This window comes from Martinezella dioscoreae (assembly GCF_009176305.1).
In the GTDB taxonomy this organism is placed as follows: domain Bacteria; phylum Pseudomonadota; class Alphaproteobacteria; order Rhizobiales; family Rhizobiaceae; genus Rhizobium; species Rhizobium dioscoreae.
Genome location: NZ_BLAJ01000006.1, coordinates 21,067 through 40,614, shown reverse-complemented (window position 1 = coordinate 40,614; position 19,548 = coordinate 21,067). Strand labels below are relative to the sequence as shown.

Below are 19,548 nucleotides of genomic sequence, written 5' to 3'. Positions count from 1 at the left end.
CGTCCTTTAAATCTGCAATCTGGCTCGTGACGACATTCTCTCCGTCACCGCGAACAGCGCGCAGCCAGGACACACCGATGACCAAAATTCTCCACCGCTCCATCGCATCCGATCTGCCACACGCCGTTGCTGGAGAGGGGGTCTACATTATTGACAGCGAAGGCCGCCATTATCTGGACGGTTCGGGCGGTGCCGCCGTCAGCTGCCTCGGCCACAATCACCCCGAAGTGCTGGAAGCTATGAGGGAGCAAATGGGCCGCATCAGCTATGCCCATACATCCTTCTTCACCACGGATGCAGCCGAAGAGCTTGCCGAGAAACTTGTGGTGCTGACGCCTGAGGGTCTCGATTACGTTTATCTGGTTTCGGGCGGCTCGGAAGCCGTGGAGGCTGCGCTTAAGATGGCCCGCCAGTACTTCGTGGAGATCGGTCAGCCGCAGCGGCGCCATATCATCGCACGCCGGCAGAGCTATCACGGCAATACGATCGGTGCGCTGGCCGCAGGTGGCAACGCATGGCGACGCGCGCAATTCCAGCCCATTCTGCCAGAGACGCACCATATCTCGCCCTGCTACGCATATCGCGATAAGTTGCCGCAAGAAACGCCGGAAGCCTACGCAACCCGTCTGGCAGCGGAGCTGGAAGCCAAAATCCTGGAACTTGGGCCCGATCAGGTCATGACTTTCATCGCCGAACCCGTCGTCGGCGCCACGCTTGGTGCGGTCGGTCCGATCGCTGATTATTTCAAGAAGATTAGGCACATCTGCGACAAATACGGCGTCCTCCTGATCCTCGACGAGGTCATGTGCGGCATGGGGCGTACGGGAACGATTTTCGCGTTGGAGCAGGAAGGTATCGTGCCCGATCTCGTCACCATCGCTAAAGGTCTGGGCGGCGGTTTCCAACCGATCGGCGCAGTGATGCTGTCACGCAGGATCTATAAGGCTTTCGCTGAAGGTTCGGGGCTTTTTCAGCATGGTCATACCTATATCGGCCATCCGATGGCTGCTGCTGCCGCCAACAAAGTCGTCGAAATCCTCACACGGCCCGGCCTGATGGAAAATGTCGCTGTGATGGGTGAGCGCCTTCAGGCCGGGCTCGAAGCCCGTCTCGGCGGCTCGCCCTATGTGGGAGATATTCGTGGACGCGGATTGTTTCGCGGAGTCGAGCTCGTAGCGGAGAGGGACAGCAAGACGCCCTTCGACCCTGCGCGTAAGATCCATGCCCGGATCAAGAAGGAAGCCATGCAGAGAGGTCTGATGTGCTATCCCATGGGTGGCACGATCGATGGCCGCTACGGGGACCATGTCCTGCTCGCTCCTGCCTACATCATCCGCGAGGACGAGATTGATATGATCGCCGACCGGCTGACCGACGCTATTCACGCCGCCGTAACGGCCTGATCTCCGGAGCCCTCGTGATGACAACATCCCCCTGCCCGCCCCTTTCAGACGACAAATGGCCGAACGAAATCACCGACATGCTGCCGGGCTTCGCGGGCGCACTGAACGTCTACCGCACCATGGCGCATCATCCAGCGCTCCTCAAAGCCTGGGCTCCGCTGCGCCAGCACATCGTCAAGGATAACGTCCTTGGTCCAATCCGCTCCGAAGTCGTGATCCTGCGTGCTGCTCACCGGATGGGCTCTGCCTATGAATGGGCGCACCATGTCAGTCGCGCCCGCGCGCTCGGAATGTCCGATGCGCGTATCCGTACACTACGAGGCACGCCGGAGGGAGAGGACGGTCTTATTACTCAGGCCGTCGATGCACTGTTCGATCTGCGTCGCCTGCCGCCCGATCTGGAAAAAGGGCTTTCGGCCCTGCTGGGAAAGCAAGGGGTGTTCGACCTCATTGCCACAGTCGGCTTCTATACAGTGCTTGGCTATGTGCTGATGACCTATGACACTCCGATCGATGAGGCTGTTGCCGGAGAGCTAGCTGAAAAACCATTATCTTAGATCAGGTGATGTGGGGTGCTCCGTCAGAAGCAGATTTTGACTGCCTCATTATACCGATCTCTTGCCCGTTGTACCCTGTGGTCTTTTAGATCGCCAGAACAGAAGTGCTCGGACTGAATGCTCTTGAAAGAATACGAACGCCGGAATAATCACAGGCAACTTTCTAAGGTCATGGGGCAATCTCGTTTTGACCTTACACTCGAAGCGGATGACGAAGGCGCCGACCGCCAAGGGTCAGTTGCGCATAACCCCGCGGCTGTCATAGGTCGTCCACGCTTGAGCACACCGGTGCAAGAGGAAGCCGGCTGCCTCATGCCGGCTGCCAATATTACTTGCTGCCCTCGACGGAAGCCGTAAAGTCGGCAAGATCCTTGTTGAAACGCGCCGCTTCTTCGAGGAAAGGCGCATGGCCGGAATTGTCATAGATCCTCGACTCGATCTGGCCGTTCAGAGACTTTGCACGTGCGATGCTCGCCTCGGGCCGCACCAAGTCGTCTTTGCCGCCATAGATCAATAGAACAGGCACTTTTGCCTTGGGGAGGCCTTTTTCTGCCTTAACCGTCATCAAGGGGACAGTGCGGGTCATCACCCACGACGCCATCGCGGCGTTTGAAAGCAGACGTTCAAATGTTGCCCGGTCCGGCTGCGTCTGAAAGCAGAGGGCAAGAAAGGTGCGCACGGTGTCGAGATGTGTTCGCAGATCCTCAGACCCCAGCCCTGCATAGACCTCCGGGTGCGGTGTGATGAAGTCCGGCTTGAGCTCAATAACACCGTCGACATAAACGACACCACCAATCCCGGCGTCGCCATGAGCGGCGAGATAGTTTGAGAGAACTACGCCACCCAGAGACCAGCCGACGAGGACGGGTTTCTTGGCTTTGCTTTGCTTCAGCACCGCAGCGAGATCGTCTGCCCAACGACCGCCATCCTTGTAGGCGTCCGCGCTATCCGGCTTCCCCGAACGGCCATGACCCCTGAGATCGTATGTGATGGTCCGAAATTTCTGCAGGTCGGGACTGGACGTTTGCTTATCCCAGTTGATGCGACTGCCGAGCAGACCATGGATGAACACGATTGGCCAACCCTGCGGATTTCCGGTTTCCTCGACAGCGATCACCACGCCATCGGATGATTTGACGGTGTATTCCTTGCCGGCAGCCGCAGCTGCGGACGCGGTCGCCACGAGTAAGACGACGGCGAACATGCTTTTCATCGCCCTCGTAAGAGAATTTCCGGTCATCGATTTTACCTTTGTTTGTTGGATCGTGTAATATTTAGCGATCACTACAAACTAGCGACTTGACCTCCCCCGTCAAGCAGTATTTAGTGATCACTATGGATAAGGAAATCAGAAAGCGGCGTGGCGGACCGCGCACATTCAACCGTGAACAGGCGGTCGACATCGCTATGCGGCTGTTCTGGCAACACGGTTATGAAGGTGTTTCGCTCAACGACTTGACGGCCGCGATCGGCGTCGCGCCGCCGAGTCTCTATGCTGCGTTCGGCAGCAAAGCCCAGCTATATCGTGAGACCTTGGATCATTATTCCACAGTGTCGGGCGCGATGAACCTTGGTTTGGCGTCAACGCTTGATGAAACGGTGGCAGCGATATTGCGTCAAGCCGCCGACGCCGTAACCGATCCCGCCGGAGAAAGAGGATGCATGGTCTCGAGCGGCATGCTGCAGTGTGCCGAAGAACACGCCTCTCTCGCGCGGGTTTTGTCCGACCGCCGAGACGCTATGCGGGAAGCTATTGCTGACGCATTGGGACGCTGGCTCGATCCGGCCCGATCCCGCTCCCTCGCTCGCTTTCTGGTGGCCGTGCTTCAGGGCATGTCCGTCCAGGCTCGAGACGGGGCGACGCGTGCGGAACTCGAAGAGGTCATTAAAGAAGCTTTGCAGGTCTCTCAAGCACGCTAGGCCATGTTGACAAAGTGGGGCACGATACATGGAAACGGCTGGTCCGTTGCCGCGCGGATTTTTGCTGCAAGGGTGATGAAGCGTGAATGCTCTCCGGCAGAATGAGCAAGCAGCTAATGGTTGCTTGAACTCTGAGCATCCCGCTCTTGAAGGGGTACGGATCGGCGACTCTTTGATTGCAGAGTGCTTTCTCCAAAACTCGCTTATTTAAGGCCGCTTACCTTAGTCTGGCACTTATTTAAGTGAGGTTGCGCTTGCTTAAAGAGCGATCAAAAATCCTACTCTGGCCATGTCATTGTGATGGAATGCATCACTTCACAGTCCGCCGGCCACGATGCCGCCAGAAGGAAACACGATCAAATTGGGGTGGCGTTCGTCATAAAGTAAGATCATGGACAAAAAGCAAAACAATGCCTATCTTATCGCTAGGTAATACCTGGTAATACGAGGCTGCCATGGCTACTTCTCTCAAGATTGATGACGAGCTAAAGAACCGAGTTCAGAACCTCGCCAGCCAAAGACGGCGCTCGGCACACTGGATCATGCTCGAAGCCATTCAGCAGTATGTCGAACGTGAGGAAGCGCGCGAAAACTTCAAACAGGAGGCTTTGGCATCCTGGGCGGCCTATCAGGAGACCGGCCGACATCTTACCGGACAGGAGGTACGCACTTGGCTGGACACCTGGGGCACCGATGCGGAAGAGATGGTACCTGAGTGCCACGAGTGATCGTTACCGAAGGTGCGGCACAGGGTTTGGAGCGCTGCAGGCGATTTCTGGCGGCTAAGGCGCCGACTGCCGCAAGTCGGGCGGGCCGGGCTATCGAACGCCAGTTCCTGTTAGTGGAATCAACGCCTCTTATTGGCCGCCCGCTTCCGGACGACGCGCAATTGCGTGAACTGGTGATTCCCTTTGGGGACTCCGGCTACGTCGCGCTTTACCGACATGAGCCTGATGGCGATATCGTGTTTGTCCTCGCTTTCCGACATCAGAAAGAGGCTGGCTACTGACACCACTACCCGTATAGCTCTGCGTGTCGAAATAGATTTCAGAACACGGCACTACCAGGCATCTTCTCCGAGCGTGACGGTCCTTTTGTCACCGCCCAGGATTTGAAGACACCATCGAGTTCCAACCTCAGATCATAATGAAGTCGCGTGGCATCATGTTTTTGGATAACGAACCGCCGGCGATTCGACGGTTTAACACGCGTTTTCCCACTCGGTTCGCTGGTCTTCTTGAAGTCGCGCTTGGCGCGGTATTTCGAAAGAATGTTGGTCATGCTCAGCGGCTCCATACACGCAGCGCACCGGCATCCGCGAGACTGCGCCTGACGGTGACAGCTTTGCTCGACGTAATATCCGCCGAGACCTCGATCTCGCCTGCGAGTCGTGCGTCACGGCGAACGCCGTCGTCGTGCGAGGCATCTCCTCCCGAGGGTGATGAACCCGAGGTGTTTTCGCTGCTCGAGGATTGAACGAAAATGTCCGGCCTCGAAATTCCATGCTGCTGAACCAGATGTTCGATGGCAAGATCTGCGGCCTGCCGTGTTTGGAACGTGGCGCTTATCGTCATGGTGCTGTTATCCGCCATTGGTATCTCCTTCTGGTAGGTTCACAGCAAGACAACGCTTTTTTACCTTTGTAGTTTCCCTATGGATTCTTGCATACGGTGTTTATCGAGCAGTAAGCGCTGCCGGCGTGGCTTCTGGCCGAGCAAAGACGTGGGCAAACCTGTTTGATTAACCCGAATTGTCGATAAGACAGAGCTCGCGCGAGGAGGGCTGAGCAACCTCGGCCCCGCGGTTGACCGTCTACGTGAGCTTTCCCTTGCCGTTTACCGACGAACCGGAGCGGTCCTCGTTCTGCCTTCCGGTCCTGCTGATGAATGCAGCCGCGCGCATTCCTGAGTTCGCAGCTGATCGAGAAGAAGCGGTTCCGAGGTCTAGGCCATTGCTGGCGCCAATCATGCTGCTTCTCCGTCAATCCGGGGTCCCGCCCGCGATTTTTTGAGAAAAGCCTCAAGATCAGCGAACACACCGACCAAGCCACGACCTGATGATACCCTATCGATCATGCCGCATTTGGATTTCTTCGAGAAACCGTTGGATTGCATGATCACTGCTTCTTTAAATGGTCACGCAGGCTTGCGACGTCCGCGGGCTTCACCGCCGGTGCGGCATTGCCCCAGCTATTGCGAACATAGGTCAGGACGCTTGCAACCTGTTCGTCGGACATGTTCCAGTCGAAGGCGGGCATGGCGGGGGACGTACTGACGGCATCGGTGCTACCGGCTCGACTTCCGGCGAGGACCACATGGATCAACGATGTCGCGTCGACGGCATTGACGAACGGCGCATCGGCAAGTCTTGGGAACAGTTTTGGTATCCCCTCGCCCGCCGGCGTATGACAGCCGGAACAACGATCTGCATAAAGAGCCGCTCCCGCCTTCATGGCAGGCTCGGATTGCGCGATGGCGGCAGATGCCGCGGTTGACGTCTCCCCGCTGTCCTTGAGGTAGGTGGCGATCGCCGCGAGATCGGAATCGCTGATCTTGGATGTGGACTTGGTAACGACTTCCGCCATCGGTCCGGACGCCAGATCAAACCGGTTCGCGCCCTTCTTGAGGTAGGCAACGATATCGTTCACGCTCCAACCGCCGATGCCTGTATGCTGATCGGTGGTGATATTGGGAGCATTCCATCCCTGTATGACAAACCCTTGCAACGCCTCGCTGTCCTTGTCGCCTCCGAGCGCATTCTTTGGCGTATGGCATGTACCGCAATGCCCAGGCCCCTCCACGAGATAGGCTCCGCGATTCCATTGCTCGCTCTTGTTTGTGTCCGGTTTGAAAACACCTGCGGTGAAGTTCAGGGCGTTCCAGCCGAATAGCGACCAGCGCTGATTATAAGGGAACGGCAGCTGGTTGACCTCGACCTGATTTTTAACCGGCTGCAATGTCTGCAAATAGGCGAAAATCGCTGCGTTGTCCTCCGCGGTCATTTTGGTGTAGGCGGGATATGGCATGGCCGCATAAAGATGATAACCGCCCCTGCCAATCCCTTCGGACATGACGCGCTGGAAGTCTTCCTTCGTGTATTTGCCAATGCCGGTTTCACGGTCGGGCGTAATATTCGGCGTGATCAGATCGCCGAAGGGTGTTTCGATGCTCAGACCGCCGGCGAAGGGCTGCCCTCCTGGCGCGGTGTGGCAGGCAGCGCAATCGCTTAGAATGGAGAGATAGCGGCCCCGGTCGACCACGTTGAACTCCGCGTCGCCCAGCGATTGCGACATGGCAAGTGACGATAAGCCCCCAACTGCTGCTGCCGTCAATCCGAGCCGGAATTTCCAAAGGGCCTTCGTCATGCGCGCACCATGGGGCCTGGATCTTTAAGATAGATGTTCCTGATTGCATCGGCAGCCTTGAAAGCAAGGGCGGCCGCGGTGCCGGTCGGATTGTAGCCGGGATTCTGCGGGAAGGCGGAAGCGCCGACGACAAACAGGTTCGGCACATCCCAGCTTTGCAGATATTTGTTGACGCAGCTGTTGGTGGGGTTTTCACCCATGATAAAGCCACCAACCACATGCGACGACTGATAGGGAACCGTATTCCAATGACCTTTCATCGGGTTCTCCACGATCTGGCGTGGCCCCATGTGCCTGGCGATGTCGGCAACCTTCGACGTGCAATATTGCGCCATGCGAAGGTCGTTTTCGGGAAAATCGAAGGTGATGCGCAAAAGCGGCCGCCCGAAACGGTCGGTATAGGACGGGTCCAGTGAGAGATAATTGTTCCTGGTCGCATAGCTCGAGGCCTCGCAGCCGATCGACATGGCCGAGAGGTAATTCTTCACCGTTGCCTTCTTCCATTCCTTGCCCCAGGTGGGCGTTCCCGGCGGCACGGGCCGATAGCTGATCGGAGCAGCGCCGATCGGCGTGACACGGATCGACCCGCCACCGAAGAAGCCGAGCCCGCTGTGATCAAAATTGTCGTTGTTGAACTCATCGATCCCCATGCCGACCGCGCCGCCGCCGATAAAGGGATTGAAGTTCTTGTCATCGAAGAAGAGCTGCACGCCGTTCGCGGTCTGATAACAATAATTGCGGCCAGTTGTACCTTCTCCGGTTGACGGATCGTAGGGTTTACCGATCCCGGACAGCAGCATCAGACGCACGTTCTCGAAGGTAAAGGCGCCGACAACGACAAGATCCGCCGGCTGCTCCCATTCCTGGCCGGAGGTATCGGCGAAGAGAACGCCAGTCGCCTTTTTTCCGGTCGAGTCGGTCAGCACTTTCAAGACTTCGGAATTCGTCCTCGCCATAAAATTCTTCCGGCGAACAAGAGCCGGAAGAATGTTCACGATAGGACTGGCCTTGGAATAGTTGGCGCAGCCGTAATTGGTGCAGAATCCACAGAAGGTGCACGGCCCCATGGTTACGCCAAGAGGGTTGGTATAAGGCTCGGAAATCAGCGAGGATGGCACAGGAAAGGGACGATAGCCCATCTCCGCCGCGGCCCTGGCGAAGAGAACAGGCCCATAAGGCTGGCGAAGCGGCTTCGTTGGATATTCTTCCGAACGGGGCCCTTCGAACGGATTGCCCCCCTCTTGAATCTGACCGCGGAGATTGCCGGCCTTGCCGGAAGTCCCGACGATGCGATCGAAGGCCGTATAGAACGGCTCCATCTCATTCCAATCGGTCCCCCAGTCCTGTAAGGTCAATTCGTCCGGAATGGCTGTTGCACCGTAACGCTCCTGCAAATAGCTCTTCAGCCGGAACTCCTCCGGCTGAAAGCGGAAGGTGATGCCGGCCCAGTGATTGCCCGCGCCACCCGTCCCGTTTCCCGGATGGAAGGAACCCCAATTGCGCATCGGCAAGGCGGTTTCCGAAGGATTGTTGCGGACGGTCACCGTATTCTGGGCCGTACGCAGCATGAGCTCCTGCCGGTGGACGTAGCGGAGTTCGTCCGGAACGGACGCAATGCTGAAGTCGCGCGCCGTGTCGCGCCATGGTCCGCGCTCGATCGCGACAACGTCGAGGCCAGCGGCCGTCAGTTCGCTTGCTACAATGGCACCGGTCCAGCCAAGGCCGATGATGGCGACATCGGTGTGAGGCAGCTTCGTCGCCATCATCAATCCTTTCCAATGTTCCATTCGGGCCGCCCAGCAATGCCGACAGGCGGCAGATCAAGCGTCTCGTTATGGCGCTCCACGTAGTTTCGGTAGTCGTAATGGGCGCCGGGAAAGCCGAGCATCTTCCAGGAGACCATGTCCTTGTTGCCACCGTAGATCGGATCGGCGAAGAACCCCTCCATGGTGTTGGCATGGACGAGCGAAAAAAAGGACATCGAATCGATGTCCCGCATGGCGATTGTTCCATGCTGAAGATCCGTCAGCACTTGATCGCGCTGTTCGCTCGTCAATTTGGCGAAGGGCTGCTTGAAGGTGGCGGAACAGTGTTCGTTGAGGGCCGCGATGCCGATGCGGTAACGGGCACGCGGAGCAAGCGGCGATTGATCGCCCTGTTCAGGCGTCCCAGGCTGAAAAGGACCTCGCATGTAAAGCCGGTCGAAGTTGCCGAAAAAACCTGCCAGCTGCCGGTCGATATATTCGGTACAGCCTGCCTCTTTTCCGCTGATGCTAAGCTCATCGGCCGGGATCAACTGCTCGGTAATGGCACCGATCGTCTCCGCTTCCTCATCGGTGAAGAAAAACCATCGTCCGGGCGCCGCCGCCGAGGGCACATCCGGCGGACTGGCGTCAAATGGGATCCAGGGACGTTCCCCGCCGATGACGAGAGCGCTCGCCCGTTGCACGGACCCAAGGATGATGGCGACTGCCGTGGATGAGAGGAATGCGCGGCGGGTATGGCCCCGAGCACGTTTGCGTTCCATTGAAAATACCCTCGATTAACCAGTATTCGGGCGGGCTCAAGCGACAGGAGTAGGATCGAAGTGAATTGCCGCGCTCGGCAACGGAAAACATATGGCCGCCCAAGATATCTGCGACGGGCGTTGGAACTTCGGGCAGCTGCAAAAGTTCCAAGTGAACTTACAAGAATGTTGAGGAGAAAGCCATGCTCTCGAAAATCGCGGCGACCGCGCTTATTTCACTTTGCCTGGCGACGGCCTCCCTGGCGCAATCCAGCAATTCCAATGGCGCGGCCAGCGATCAGTTATCTCCCCATCCGGAAACAAACCAGGACAAATCGGTGCAAGGCGACAACAAAGCTGGAAGGAATGGCGCACAGGACTCCAGCAAGAAGACGAAGACGGATTCGAGCAAGAATAGTGGCGGCTGCAACAATCAGGCCAACGCGATGACCTCGACGTCGGCCAACCAGGAGCAAGCGGGTTCGCAGAGCTGCGACTGATCGCTCCCGCTCATTGCCTCATGCGTGGGATCTAGCAACGGACTGCAGTCCAAACAACCAGACCATCATCAACAATGCCACCAGTCTGATCCGAACCATAAGAGCGCGTTGCGAAGACCAATGCGGCGCACGGACCATTCATTAGCGCTCCTGTCGATAGATGAGGGTCGCGGTCTTGGCCGTGCTCGCGACAATTTGGGATTGGGAACATGCCATTTCGCCGCCTGAACGGCCGCCGCCTCGTCCAGAGGCAGGATGCGGCCGGAAAATGCCATGAGGACGATATTTTCTAGCCAGCCGCGCAGCATCTTGCCTGCGAGTGCGTCATTATGTTCGACCAGCCGGACCCCAATCTCTAGCTCGTGCAGAACTACGGATGAAATAAAGCATTCGGCCGGATCTACCGTTTCGTTCCAGACCGCGACATTGGGTCGGCCTTGCCGCTCGCGACCTTGCGGAGCTCGGAGACGACATTGGCATGGAGCAACAATCAGGACAGGTCAACCGGCTTGGCATACTCAGCGCGCCGCGGGAGCGGCAAGTCAACGTCATCCGCTCCTGGCGCGGCCAGCATGTCACCGAGGGTCCGCATTTTGCCGCTAAGCCGCTTGTACTCGTCGAACGACAAGAGGACGTGCGCGGGCCGTCCCCTATCAGTGATGATCACGGGCCCAGCCTGCGCGGCCCGCTTCGCGCGCCCAAGATCCTGATTGAGTTCACGGCCTGAAAGCATGGTGACGGTCATGATAAGCTCCAAAGTTCGTGACCCCGGAATTTGTGGTTGCGCAACTACATTTGATTCGCGGAGGCCGGAATTGCAAGGGGAGTGGAAAAAGGATGGGGTTACGCTGCAAGACTGAGCTTTACCTGCTTGAGGCGACCGTCCACGACGATGGCTCGGACCCGCAAGACCCGATGAGCGCCAATCGGTGACTAGCGCTTCTTGCGCTGCTTGTTCATGCGGGCATTGAGGAGGCTGTTGGCGGCACTTTCGGTCGGCGAACTAGATATCGGCACACCGGACCGTGCGCCCAGCATGCATGGACGTCCAGCTAGGCGAAGGTTGGCGTCTGCCGAGCGGCAGAGGTGCCGCGCAAGGCGGCGGACCCCGCCTCCTTGCCACCTGTCTCTTCGGCAATCAATGTGGTCGACGACGACATGACGAGCGAACGGCGACGTCGGCAGAACCCCTTGTCGGTTTGGCGGAGCTAGCTCAAAACTTGTCGGCTACACGAAACAGCGGTACAATATCCCTGCGACTTTTGCACCTTGCAGAAGTATAGTATCGGACTTCACGAATTCAGCAGGAAAGACATTCGTAACTGGGGTCAGCCGGACGATATCGGTTTGCGTGAACTCAAGGTTTGAAGGTCGGCCATGGCGAAGACGGTCAACAACGGCTCGGGGATTGGTCAGCATCAACAAGATCAGCCATTCCTTGACACCACGGCTTACGGATCCGGACCGGACGACGCGATTTCAGACGCTACCGAGAACGCAGCCATTACCCATCATGTGGCTATGGTGAACGGGGTTTCTATTCCCTATACCGCGACTGTGGGTCATCTCGTCACCGTTGATCCGTCGAGCTCGAAGCCCGCCGCAAAGTTCTTCTATGTGGCCTTTACGGCGGATGGCCTGGACCTCACAACCCGTCCGGTGACCTTCTTTTACAATGGCGGCCCAGGTTCCTCGTCGGTCTTCCTTCTGCTCGGTTCCTTTGCACCCAGGCGCATCAGAACCAGCATGCCGGAGTTCACGCCGCCTCCGCCCTACGCCATGGAGGATAATCCCGATAGCCTGATCGACCGCAGCGATTTGGTCTATATCAATCCGGTTGGCACCGGTTATTCCGCGGCAATCGCACCTTTCAAGAACAGGGATTTTTGGGGCGTCGATCAAGACGCCGTCTCGATCAAGCAATTCATCAAGCGTTATCTCAGCGCCTTCAATCGCTGGAACTCGCCGCGCTTCCTGTTGGGCGAATCCTACGGCACGGCTCGCAGCTGCGTGCTCGCCTGGCTGCTGCACGAGGATGGCCTTGACCTCAACGGCATCACGCTGCAGTCCAGCGTGCTCGACTACCCGGCGAATTTCTCCAACGCCGTCGGCTTGATGCCGACCTTTGCCGCCGACGCTTGGTTTCACAAAAAGACCGGCATCGAGCCGCCGCCGGCGGACCTCGCTTCATTCATGGAGACCGTGACGCAGTTCGCCGAGGGTCCCTACGCCGAAGCACTCAAGGCTTTTCCGAAGGCGGATCCAATCGCGAAGGAGACGCTGAGCCGCTATCTAGGCCTTCCCGCCAATATGCTCGAGGCCTGGCGGCTGAACGTAGAGACTGCCGACCGGCTCGGCCATTCTGCCTTCCTGGTCGCGCTTCTGCAGGATCGGGGTCTGGCACTTGGCGCCTATGACGGGCGAGTGACGGGGATCGACACGGGGATCGCGGCTATCGTTTCGCCTGACGGTGGTATGAACGACCCCACCATGGCGGCCGTGGGCGGCGTTTACACCACTATGTGGAACAGCTATCTCAACAACGACCTTAAGTTCACCGCTACCTCGAACTTCGTTGACCTCAACGACCAGGCGTTCCAGTTTTGGGATTTCAGCCACACCGATCCGACGGGCGCGGTCCAGAAGCCGGACCGCCAGGGTAACCCGACGCTCTATACGGCCGGCGATCTTGCCGCCACCATGGCCGCCAACCCCGACCTACTGGTGCTCTCGGCCAACGGCTACTACGATTCGGTGACGCCCTTTTTCCAGACCAGGCTCACCTTGGATGCGATGCCGCTCGAGGACGCCCAGGTGCGCCGTAATCTGACGATCCAGAACTATCCCTCCGGACATATGATCTATCTCGACAGTGCTTCACGAACGGCCATGAAAGCCGATCTCGCTGCCATGTATGACCGTGCCGTTGGCACGCGCCGTGCGCGTCTGCGCGCCAGGGCAGAGCTGTCGCATTTAGTGCCCAATATCATCCGGCCCTATTTCAAGCTACCTGGCATGGGCACCGGCGCCTTCCGTCCGGCCGCGGCAGGCGCGGAGCCCTGGGAAATGTCGGATCTGTGCCGGGCCTATTCCTGGCCGAGCGACCTCGCCGGCGGCGGCGTGATTGCGATCATCGAGTTCAGCGGCGGTTGGGTCCAGAAGGATATCGACACTTATTTCCGCTCGACGGGCCTGCCGGTGCCGAACATCGTCGACGTGCCGATCGGACCCGGCCACAATGATCCGAACAAGCACTCGGGTGACCCTGCCGCCGATCCCGACCGCGAGGTTGCACTCGACATCGAAGTCGCAGCCGCCGCATATTCCGTCGCCACCGGCGAAGCCGCAAGCATCCGGTTCTACTGGGCGGACGCCAACGACTGGGGCTCGATGGCGACCGCCATCACCGCGGCTGCGGCCGACGGCTGTGACGTCTGCTCGATCTCCTGGGGTTCGGACGAGGCCAACTGGAAGGCGGCGGCCGCGGCAGTGGGCATCGACTATCCCGACAGACTTAGCACGTCGGCGGAGGCAGCCGCGAAGACCGGCATGATCATCTTCGCGGCTTCGGGCGACAATGATTCGTCTGACGGCGGGGCGGACTCGGCCAATGTCGATCTCCCATCCTCCTGTCCGTTCGTGGTTGGCTGCGGCGGTACCATGAAGCCTCACGCCAATGCGGAAGAGACCGTATGGAACGACGACCCCGGTAATCCAAATGGCTCGGGGACAGGCGGCGGCTTTTCCAAGCTGTTCCAGCCAATGCCGACATGGCAGGCGGGGGCGCCGCACGGACCGGGGCGCATGATACCTGACGTCTCGGCTAATGCCGCGCCATCTACGGGATACAATATCTTCGTCCACGGCCGACAAGAAGTAATCGGCGGCACCAGCGCCGTGGCACCGCTTTATGCCGGGCTGTTTGCCGCCTTCGGCCGCAAGCTCGGCTTCGTGACGCCGCAGCTTTGGCTCAACCACACATGCTTCAACGACATCACTCAAGGCGACAACGGTTATTTTCGCGCTCGCATCGGCCCTGACCCGTGCAGCGGCATCGGAACCCCCATTGCGGGCAAACTAGCCACGCTGTTCAAAGCGCCGAACAAACTGCCAGCGCGCGCACCGCGCGGCCAACGCCGAGATCCTGCGAGGAGTGAATTGCGCTCTTGATGGGATCTGAACCGACTACACCTTGTTCAAAATTCTAATGACTGACAATTCTGACCTCGGCACATAACTTCGGATTATGGTGCTTCGTCACGGCCGGCGCGATCACTAATGCCGGACGACCATCGCGGGCACTCTCATTCCACATAACCTAGGTTCTGCGACAGTGATGTTCGTAGGATCGAAAGCCATCTAAAAACGGTGTATCCGCAAACCAAAAAGCTTTTCAGAGACGACGACCACGACCACCGTCATAGCGATAGACAACGTCGATACTGCCGCCGCCTCCGGGGTAAAGTTTGTTCTGAGATAATCGTAGATCTGGATCGGAAGCGTGGCCGTTCCGACATTCTTCAACATGAACGATATAGTGAAGAGGTCAAACGAGATGATGAACGCGAACAGGCAGCCGCCGATGACGCCGGGCTTGATCAACGGCAGCATGATGCGTCTGAAGCGCGTGAATGGCCCGGCACCGAGGCTGCGGGCGGCAAGGCTCCACGACGGTTCATAGGCTTCCATCGCCGCAGACACGTTGATGAAGACGAAGGGTAGCGTCATGAGCACATGCCCGATCAGCATGCCGGCCATTGTCGTCGTGCCGATGCCGATCGCGTAGACAAAGAACAGAAGCGAGATCGCCGTCAGAACCTCCGGCAAGAGCAGTGGCAACAGCATCGCAAGCCGGACACTCTCCTTCCATCGCCCGGCATGCTGCACGTAGAACATTGCAGCCATCGTGCCGATGACACCTGAAATCAGGGTCGACACGGCCGCGATCCAAAGCGAGGTTCGGATGGCACGCCAGAAGACATCGTTGTGGAAGAAGACGACATACCACCGAAATGAGAGACCCTGCGGCGGAAAGGTCAGAAATGCCCCCGCGTTGAAGGAGGCACCGACGACCACGAGAATGGGCAGCAGTAGAAAGCCGTAGATGATGAGGCAATAGCCATTCAACATATGTTTGGACATCAACTCATCTTCCATTTCATGCGGGTAAGCCGCGCGAAGATCACGACGATCACCGCTCCGGCAAGGGAAAGCGTCAGCGCCATGGCGGAGCCGAACGGCCACTGGAACGTGTCGATCAGCGCGTCGACGACGCTGACTGCCATTGTCTTCACCCTCAGGCCGCCGATCAGGGCGGGAGTCACATAGGCACTCAATGAAAGCACGAACACCAGAATGCAGCCCGCCTGGATACCCGGCATGGCCAGCGGCAGGATTACGCGCCTGAAGACCGTCAGCTTTCCGGCGCCAAGCGACCGTGCGGCCGACTTCAACGACGGGTCGATCCCCTGCAGCGCGCTCATCAACGGCAGGATCATGAAGGGCAGGAAGACGTGGACGAGCGCAATGACGATGCCGAGTGCGTTGTACATCAGCCCGACCGGACGCTCGATCAGGCCCAAATTCATCAGCGTCTTGTTGATGATGCCGTTATTCCCAAGAAGGATCGTCCACCCGTAACTGCGGATAACAATGCCGACGAGAAGCGGCGACAGCACGAGCCCATAGGCAAGGCCGCGAAACCGCATCTTCTCGCGCGACAGCTGCCAGGCAACCGGAAAACCGAGAATGAGGCAAGCAAGGGTCGTGACCAGACCGATCAAGAGCGTGTTCGCCACCTGCCGCATGTAGAACGCATCGGTCGCCAGCCTCAGGTAATTGCCGATCGTGAATCCAGGCGCATAGGGCGAGCCGTTGGCCGGGTTGCGCAGGCTCATCACCACAATATTGAGATAAGGCAGAACAAGAAACAGCCCGAGGAGCAATGCCGAGGGCGCGATCAGGAGAAGCGGATAGGCGGATCTGGTACGGCGTATCATGCGATCGTTCCCGGCACCCAGAAACGCTCACTGTCAACCTTCACCGTCACGCGATCACCCGGCTGGAAGCGGCTTCGCGGGAAGGTCTGGACGCTCAACGTTTCGCCGCCTTCGAGCACCAGCCGATAGTCGATCAGACTGCCAGAATAATAGCTCTGCGAAACCGTTGCGATGATGCCCGAGCCATCGCCCTCCGCAGCCGCAAGTTCGATGGCCTCCGGCCGCAGCAATACGGGGATGAAGCCGTCGTTTAACGGCAGGGTACCCTTGACATTCGCCGTTCCAAGTGCGGTTTCGACGACCGACGTACCGTCATCCGTCCTGCCCTTCAGGCGGCCGGGCAATGTATTCACCTGCCCGACGAACTGCGCGACTTCCAGGCTTGCCGGTCGATCATAAACATCAGACGGGGTGCCATACTGCGCAATCTGCCCGCCGAACATCACGACGATCCTGTCCGACATCGTCATTGCTTCGGCCTGATCATGGGTCACATAGACGGTGGTGATGCCCACGCGCTGCTGCAGGTCGCGTATGAAGACCCGCATTTCGTCGCGAAGCTTGGCATCGAGATTGGCAAGCGGCTCATCAAGCAACAGGATACGCGGTTCGATGACCAGCGCGCGGGCAAGCGCCACGCGCTGCTGCTGTCCGCCGGACAATTGGCGCGGATAGCGGTCGGCATATCCGGATAGCTGCACCATATCCAGAACCCTGGCCGTGCGGATCGCGATTTCTGGCCGCGAAATCCTGCGCATTTCCAGCCCGAAGGCGAGGTTTTGCGCCACGGTCATATGCGGGAAGAGCGCATAGTTCTGGAACACCATGCCGATATCGCGCTTTTCAGCCGGCACATGGGAGACATCCTGTCCATCGAAGCGAATGGCGCCGGATGTGACATCCTCGAAACCGGCAATCATCTTCAGCGTCGTCGTCTTGCCGCATCCCGAAGGCCCGAGCAGCGAGATGAATTCCCCCTGCCCTATCTTGACGGAAATGCCGTTGACGGCGCGCGAGGCTCCGTAATGCTTGGTCAGCCCTTCGATGCTCACCTCGGTCATGATCGATCTTCCAGATTGTCTGTGCGGCGTACCGCAAATCTCGCTGCGTCAGGGAAGAATGCTGGACCGCCCCAACAAGGCGATCCTTTGTGGCCTGATGAAGAAGACAAAGATCATTTCATGATCTTGGCCCAGGTCTCGGCAAAGCCTGCCTGCTTCTCGTTCATGAAGTCCCAGTCCCAGGTGAGAATCTTGTCCATCACTTCACCGGAAATCGGCACGTCCTTTTTCAGATCGTCAGGGACGACAACCTTCGCATTGGTTGGCGAGACGAAGAACTGCTTCATCAGCGGCAGCTGGCCGTCAGGTGACAGAAGGAAGTTGGCGTACTGGTAGGCCAGATCCTTCTCGGGACCGTTTGCGAGAATGTTGAGGGTCTGATCGAACATCAAAAGCCCTTCTTCCGGCACGATGACGTCAATTGGAAGACCCTGGCCGCGCAGACGCGCCACTTCGCCGAAATCGAAGGGAGCGACGACGAATTCTCCGGACGCGATGCCGGTGGAAAGGTTGAAATCGGCCTGGATGACCGGGCCAAGCTTTTCCAGCGCCTTGAAGCCGGCATCTGCATCATATTGATCCTTGCCGAAGATCTTGGAAGCCAGCATCAGTTCCATCTTGCCGGCCGTATTGGCAAAATTGTAGAGTCCGATGCGCCCCTTGAACTCCGGGTTGTCCCAGAGGTCCTTCCAGGCTTTCGGTGGCGTCTGGACCATGTCCGTGCGATAGGCGAGGCCGATCGGCGATACCATGGCCACGGCACCCCAGCCGTCGGTCTTCTTGGCAAGCGGATAGAGGTCGGCATAGTTTGGCAACTTCGCCAGATCGAGCTTTTCGAAGAAGCCTTCCTTGCGCAGGCTCGATGCGAATGCCTCATTGGTCATCAGGATCGAATATGGCGGCTTCTGCGGCCCTGCCGCCCGCAGGTTGGCGCTCCAGACACGCCCGTTGCCCGCATCCAGCGTCACCTGCGCGCCGCTTTTTTGAGTGAAGGCCGGTGCCAGCGTCTGGCGCCAAAACTGCTCCCATGCGCCGCCGAGCGTCGGCACGACAAGTGTCTTGGATTGCGCCCATGCCGGCAGGCCAACCATGGCCGCCGCTGTCACTCCACCCATTCCGGCAAGAACCTGCCGCCTGTTCATGTTCATCATCGACGTTCCCTCAAACTGGTTCTGACTTGGTCATGCATTGCGGGGCAGGCGGCATTCCGCTTCTTGCCATCAGATCTTGCTGAAGGCCTGGCTGGTCTTCAGTGAAATGTAGTCGCCGTAGGTGATCGGCTCGTATTTGGCGGCGCCCTTTGCTGCAAAAGGCGGGAGGCATTCAATCACGGTGTCCCTGGACGGATTGAGGAAGAACGGGATGGACTGGCGACGCGTCGTTCCCTTGAAAGCACTGGGCGGATTGGCGACCCTATGCGGCGTGGACAGCCATTCATCGTTGGACCAGCGCATGAAGGCATCGCCGATATTGATGACATAGGCGCCTTCGACATTCGGTGCATCCAGCCAGTCACCCTCCCGGTTTTTCACCTGCAGTCCGCCCGGAGAGGCTTCCGAACGCAGGATGGTCATGAAGCCGTAATCGGTGTGAACGCCGGCACGGAGCTGCCCCGGAAGCGGACTCTCCTTCTGCTCAGGATAATTGATCACCCGTAGCGCCGAGAGGTGTTTTTCAAACGCCGGCTCGAAATAATCCGGGGCGAGGCCTATCGCCTCGCAGAATGCCCGGCGCAAATGGCCCGCAAGCTTTTCCATCTCTGTGAAATAGTCGGCGAAGGCCTGTTCCAGCCCTTCCGGCCTTGTTGGCCATAGATCGCCAGGCAGGCGCGGGCCAAAGTTCAGACTTTCCTTGTAATCGCCCGGCGTCTTGATGCCGAGCGTCGCCGCAAGCGCCTCGTCGGCGATCGGCGAGAAGGCAACTCCACCCTCTATCGATGTTCCCCTTCCCTGCCCGATCTTCCACTCCGGCGGCTCATCGAAGAAATCGCGAGCGAGGTTATAAAGACGGGTTGTCACGTCAGCCCTGACGCCGTGCCCCGTAACGAGAAAGAAGCCGGTTCGACGGCAGGCATCCTCGATGGCAGCGACGACCTTCCGGCCGGCTTCCGCGCCTGCGATGAATGGTGCAATATCGATGACGGGGATTGCGTCCTGCACCTCATCCGGCGCTATGATCGTCTGCATCCTGGATGCCTCCTTCCTTGATCGGCGGTGGCGGTAGCACTGGATGGGTGCC

The 19,548-nt window shown here is 58.5% G+C and carries 19 protein-coding genes and 2 pseudogenes; 7 read left to right on the top strand and 14 right to left on the bottom strand.

Annotated elements, in window-relative coordinates:
- Positions 1 to 77 precede the first annotated feature (77 nt).
- Together GDN47_RS23135 and GDN47_RS23130 are read left to right on the top strand one after the other, a co-directional pair.
- The gene (locus tag GDN47_RS23135) at positions 78 to 1,403 is read left to right on the top strand and encodes an aspartate aminotransferase family protein (protein ID WP_113331656.1); all 1,326 of its coding nucleotides are present in this window, start codon (positions 78 to 80) and stop codon (positions 1,401 to 1,403) included.
- Positions 1,404 to 1,420: 17 nt separating this feature from the next.
- Positions 1,421 to 1,960, top strand: coding sequence for a carboxymuconolactone decarboxylase family protein (locus tag GDN47_RS23130; protein ID WP_113352295.1), 540 nt, complete (start codon positions 1,421 to 1,423; stop codon positions 1,958 to 1,960).
- A 328-nt stretch (positions 1,961 to 2,288) separates the two neighbouring features.
- Here the strand turns inward: GDN47_RS23130 and GDN47_RS23125 are convergent, their stop codons facing one another.
- Entirely contained in the window at positions 2,289 to 3,200 is a 912-nt protein-coding gene (locus tag GDN47_RS23125; RefSeq protein ID WP_152094335.1) for an alpha/beta fold hydrolase, read from the bottom strand.
- A gap of 95 nt (positions 3,201 to 3,295) precedes the next feature.
- Between GDN47_RS23125 and GDN47_RS23120 the strand changes: the two genes are divergently transcribed.
- From GDN47_RS23120 to GDN47_RS23110, 3 genes are all read left to right on the top strand, one after another.
- Positions 3,296 to 3,880, top strand: coding sequence for a TetR/AcrR family transcriptional regulator (locus GDN47_RS23120; protein ID WP_152094334.1), 585 nt, complete (start codon positions 3,296 to 3,298; stop codon positions 3,878 to 3,880).
- A 455-nt stretch (positions 3,881 to 4,335) separates the two neighbouring features.
- Positions 4,336 to 4,608, top strand: a complete 273-nt coding sequence (locus GDN47_RS23115) for a CopG family ribbon-helix-helix protein (RefSeq protein ID WP_152094333.1) — start codon at positions 4,336 to 4,338, stop codon at positions 4,606 to 4,608.
- Positions 4,605 to 4,889, top strand: a complete 285-nt coding sequence (locus tag GDN47_RS23110) for a type II toxin-antitoxin system RelE/ParE family toxin (RefSeq protein WP_233790070.1) — start codon at positions 4,605 to 4,607, stop codon at positions 4,887 to 4,889. The genes GDN47_RS23115 and GDN47_RS23110 overlap by 4 nt, the downstream gene beginning before the upstream one ends.
- 38 nt (positions 4,890 to 4,927) lie before the next feature.
- On the opposite strand, the gene GDN47_RS23105 is transcribed toward GDN47_RS23110, so the two are convergent.
- The 5 genes from GDN47_RS23105 to GDN47_RS23085 all read right to left on the bottom strand — a co-directional run bounded on the left by GDN47_RS23105 (position 4,928) and on the right by GDN47_RS23085 (position 9,771).
- Positions 4,928 to 5,161 carry a DNA polymerase ligase N-terminal domain-containing protein gene (locus GDN47_RS23105; RefSeq protein ID WP_267904835.1) on the bottom strand — a complete coding sequence of 78 codons (234 nt, stop codon included), beginning with the start codon at positions 5,159 to 5,161 and terminating at the stop codon, positions 4,928 to 4,930.
- A 2-nt stretch (positions 5,162 to 5,163) separates the two neighbouring features.
- Complete coding sequence (locus tag GDN47_RS23100; RefSeq protein WP_113396187.1) at positions 5,164 to 5,472, bottom strand: hypothetical protein; 309 nt, start codon at positions 5,470 to 5,472, stop codon at positions 5,164 to 5,166.
- Positions 5,473 to 5,996: 524 nt separating this feature from the next.
- Positions 5,997 to 7,244 carry a c-type cytochrome gene (locus GDN47_RS23095; protein ID WP_152094332.1) on the bottom strand — a complete coding sequence of 416 codons (1,248 nt, stop codon included), beginning with the start codon at positions 7,242 to 7,244 and terminating at the stop codon, positions 5,997 to 5,999.
- Entirely contained in the window at positions 7,241 to 9,007 is a 1,767-nt protein-coding gene (locus GDN47_RS23090; protein WP_152094402.1) for a GMC family oxidoreductase, read from the bottom strand. The genes GDN47_RS23095 and GDN47_RS23090 overlap by 4 nt, the downstream gene beginning before the upstream one ends.
- A gap of 2 nt (positions 9,008 to 9,009) precedes the next feature.
- A complete protein-coding gene (locus GDN47_RS23085; RefSeq protein ID WP_113396189.1) occupies positions 9,010 to 9,771 on the bottom strand; it encodes a gluconate 2-dehydrogenase subunit 3 family protein in 762 nt (253 codons plus the stop codon).
- Positions 9,772 to 9,953: 182 nt separating this feature from the next.
- On the opposite strand from GDN47_RS23085, the gene GDN47_RS23080 reads away from it, so the two are divergent.
- Complete coding sequence (locus GDN47_RS23080) at positions 9,954 to 10,250, top strand: hypothetical protein (protein ID WP_113420308.1); 297 nt, start codon at positions 9,954 to 9,956, stop codon at positions 10,248 to 10,250.
- A 194-nt stretch (positions 10,251 to 10,444) separates the two neighbouring features.
- Here GDN47_RS23080 and GDN47_RS32410 read toward each other — a convergent pair.
- The 3 genes and pseudogenes from GDN47_RS32410 to GDN47_RS23065 form a co-directional block, all read right to left on the bottom strand.
- A pseudogene (locus tag GDN47_RS32410) lies at positions 10,445 to 10,740 on the bottom strand (PIN domain-containing protein); the annotation flags it as partial.
- The gene (locus GDN47_RS23070) at positions 10,741 to 10,995 is read right to left on the bottom strand and encodes a type II toxin-antitoxin system Phd/YefM family antitoxin (protein ID WP_152094331.1); all 255 of its coding nucleotides are present in this window, start codon (positions 10,993 to 10,995) and stop codon (positions 10,741 to 10,743) included.
- 98 nt (positions 10,996 to 11,093) lie between these two features.
- Positions 11,094 to 11,273: pseudogene (locus GDN47_RS23065) on the bottom strand (ISKra4 family transposase); the annotation flags it as partial.
- 354 nt (positions 11,274 to 11,627) lie between these two features.
- On the opposite strand from GDN47_RS23065, the gene GDN47_RS23060 reads away from it, so the two are divergent.
- Positions 11,628 to 14,420, top strand: coding sequence for a S10 family serine carboxypeptidase-like protein (locus tag GDN47_RS23060; protein ID WP_152094330.1), 2,793 nt, complete (start codon positions 11,628 to 11,630; stop codon positions 14,418 to 14,420).
- Positions 14,421 to 14,609: 189 nt separating this feature from the next.
- Here the strand turns inward: GDN47_RS23060 and GDN47_RS23055 are convergent, their stop codons facing one another.
- The 5 genes from GDN47_RS23055 to GDN47_RS23035 form a co-directional block, all read right to left on the bottom strand.
- A complete protein-coding gene (locus GDN47_RS23055) occupies positions 14,610 to 15,392 on the bottom strand; it encodes an ABC transporter permease (RefSeq protein ID WP_069614886.1) in 783 nt (260 codons plus the stop codon).
- A complete protein-coding gene (locus tag GDN47_RS23050; protein ID WP_113396192.1) occupies positions 15,392 to 16,249 on the bottom strand; it encodes an ABC transporter permease in 858 nt (285 codons plus the stop codon). Before GDN47_RS23050 ends, GDN47_RS23055 begins: the two co-directional genes overlap by 1 nt.
- Entirely contained in the window at positions 16,246 to 17,310 is a 1,065-nt protein-coding gene (locus GDN47_RS23045; protein WP_152094329.1) for an ABC transporter ATP-binding protein, read from the bottom strand. The genes GDN47_RS23050 and GDN47_RS23045 overlap by 4 nt, the downstream gene beginning before the upstream one ends.
- A 113-nt stretch (positions 17,311 to 17,423) precedes the next feature.
- A complete protein-coding gene (locus GDN47_RS23040) occupies positions 17,424 to 18,461 on the bottom strand; it encodes an ABC transporter substrate-binding protein (protein WP_069614889.1) in 1,038 nt (345 codons plus the stop codon).
- A 69-nt stretch (positions 18,462 to 18,530) separates the two neighbouring features.
- Positions 18,531 to 19,496 (bottom strand): isopenicillin N synthase family dioxygenase, encoded by a 966-nt coding sequence (locus GDN47_RS23035; RefSeq protein WP_152094328.1) that lies wholly within the window; start codon positions 19,494 to 19,496, stop codon positions 18,531 to 18,533.
- Between the last annotated feature and the right edge of the window lie 52 nt (positions 19,497 to 19,548).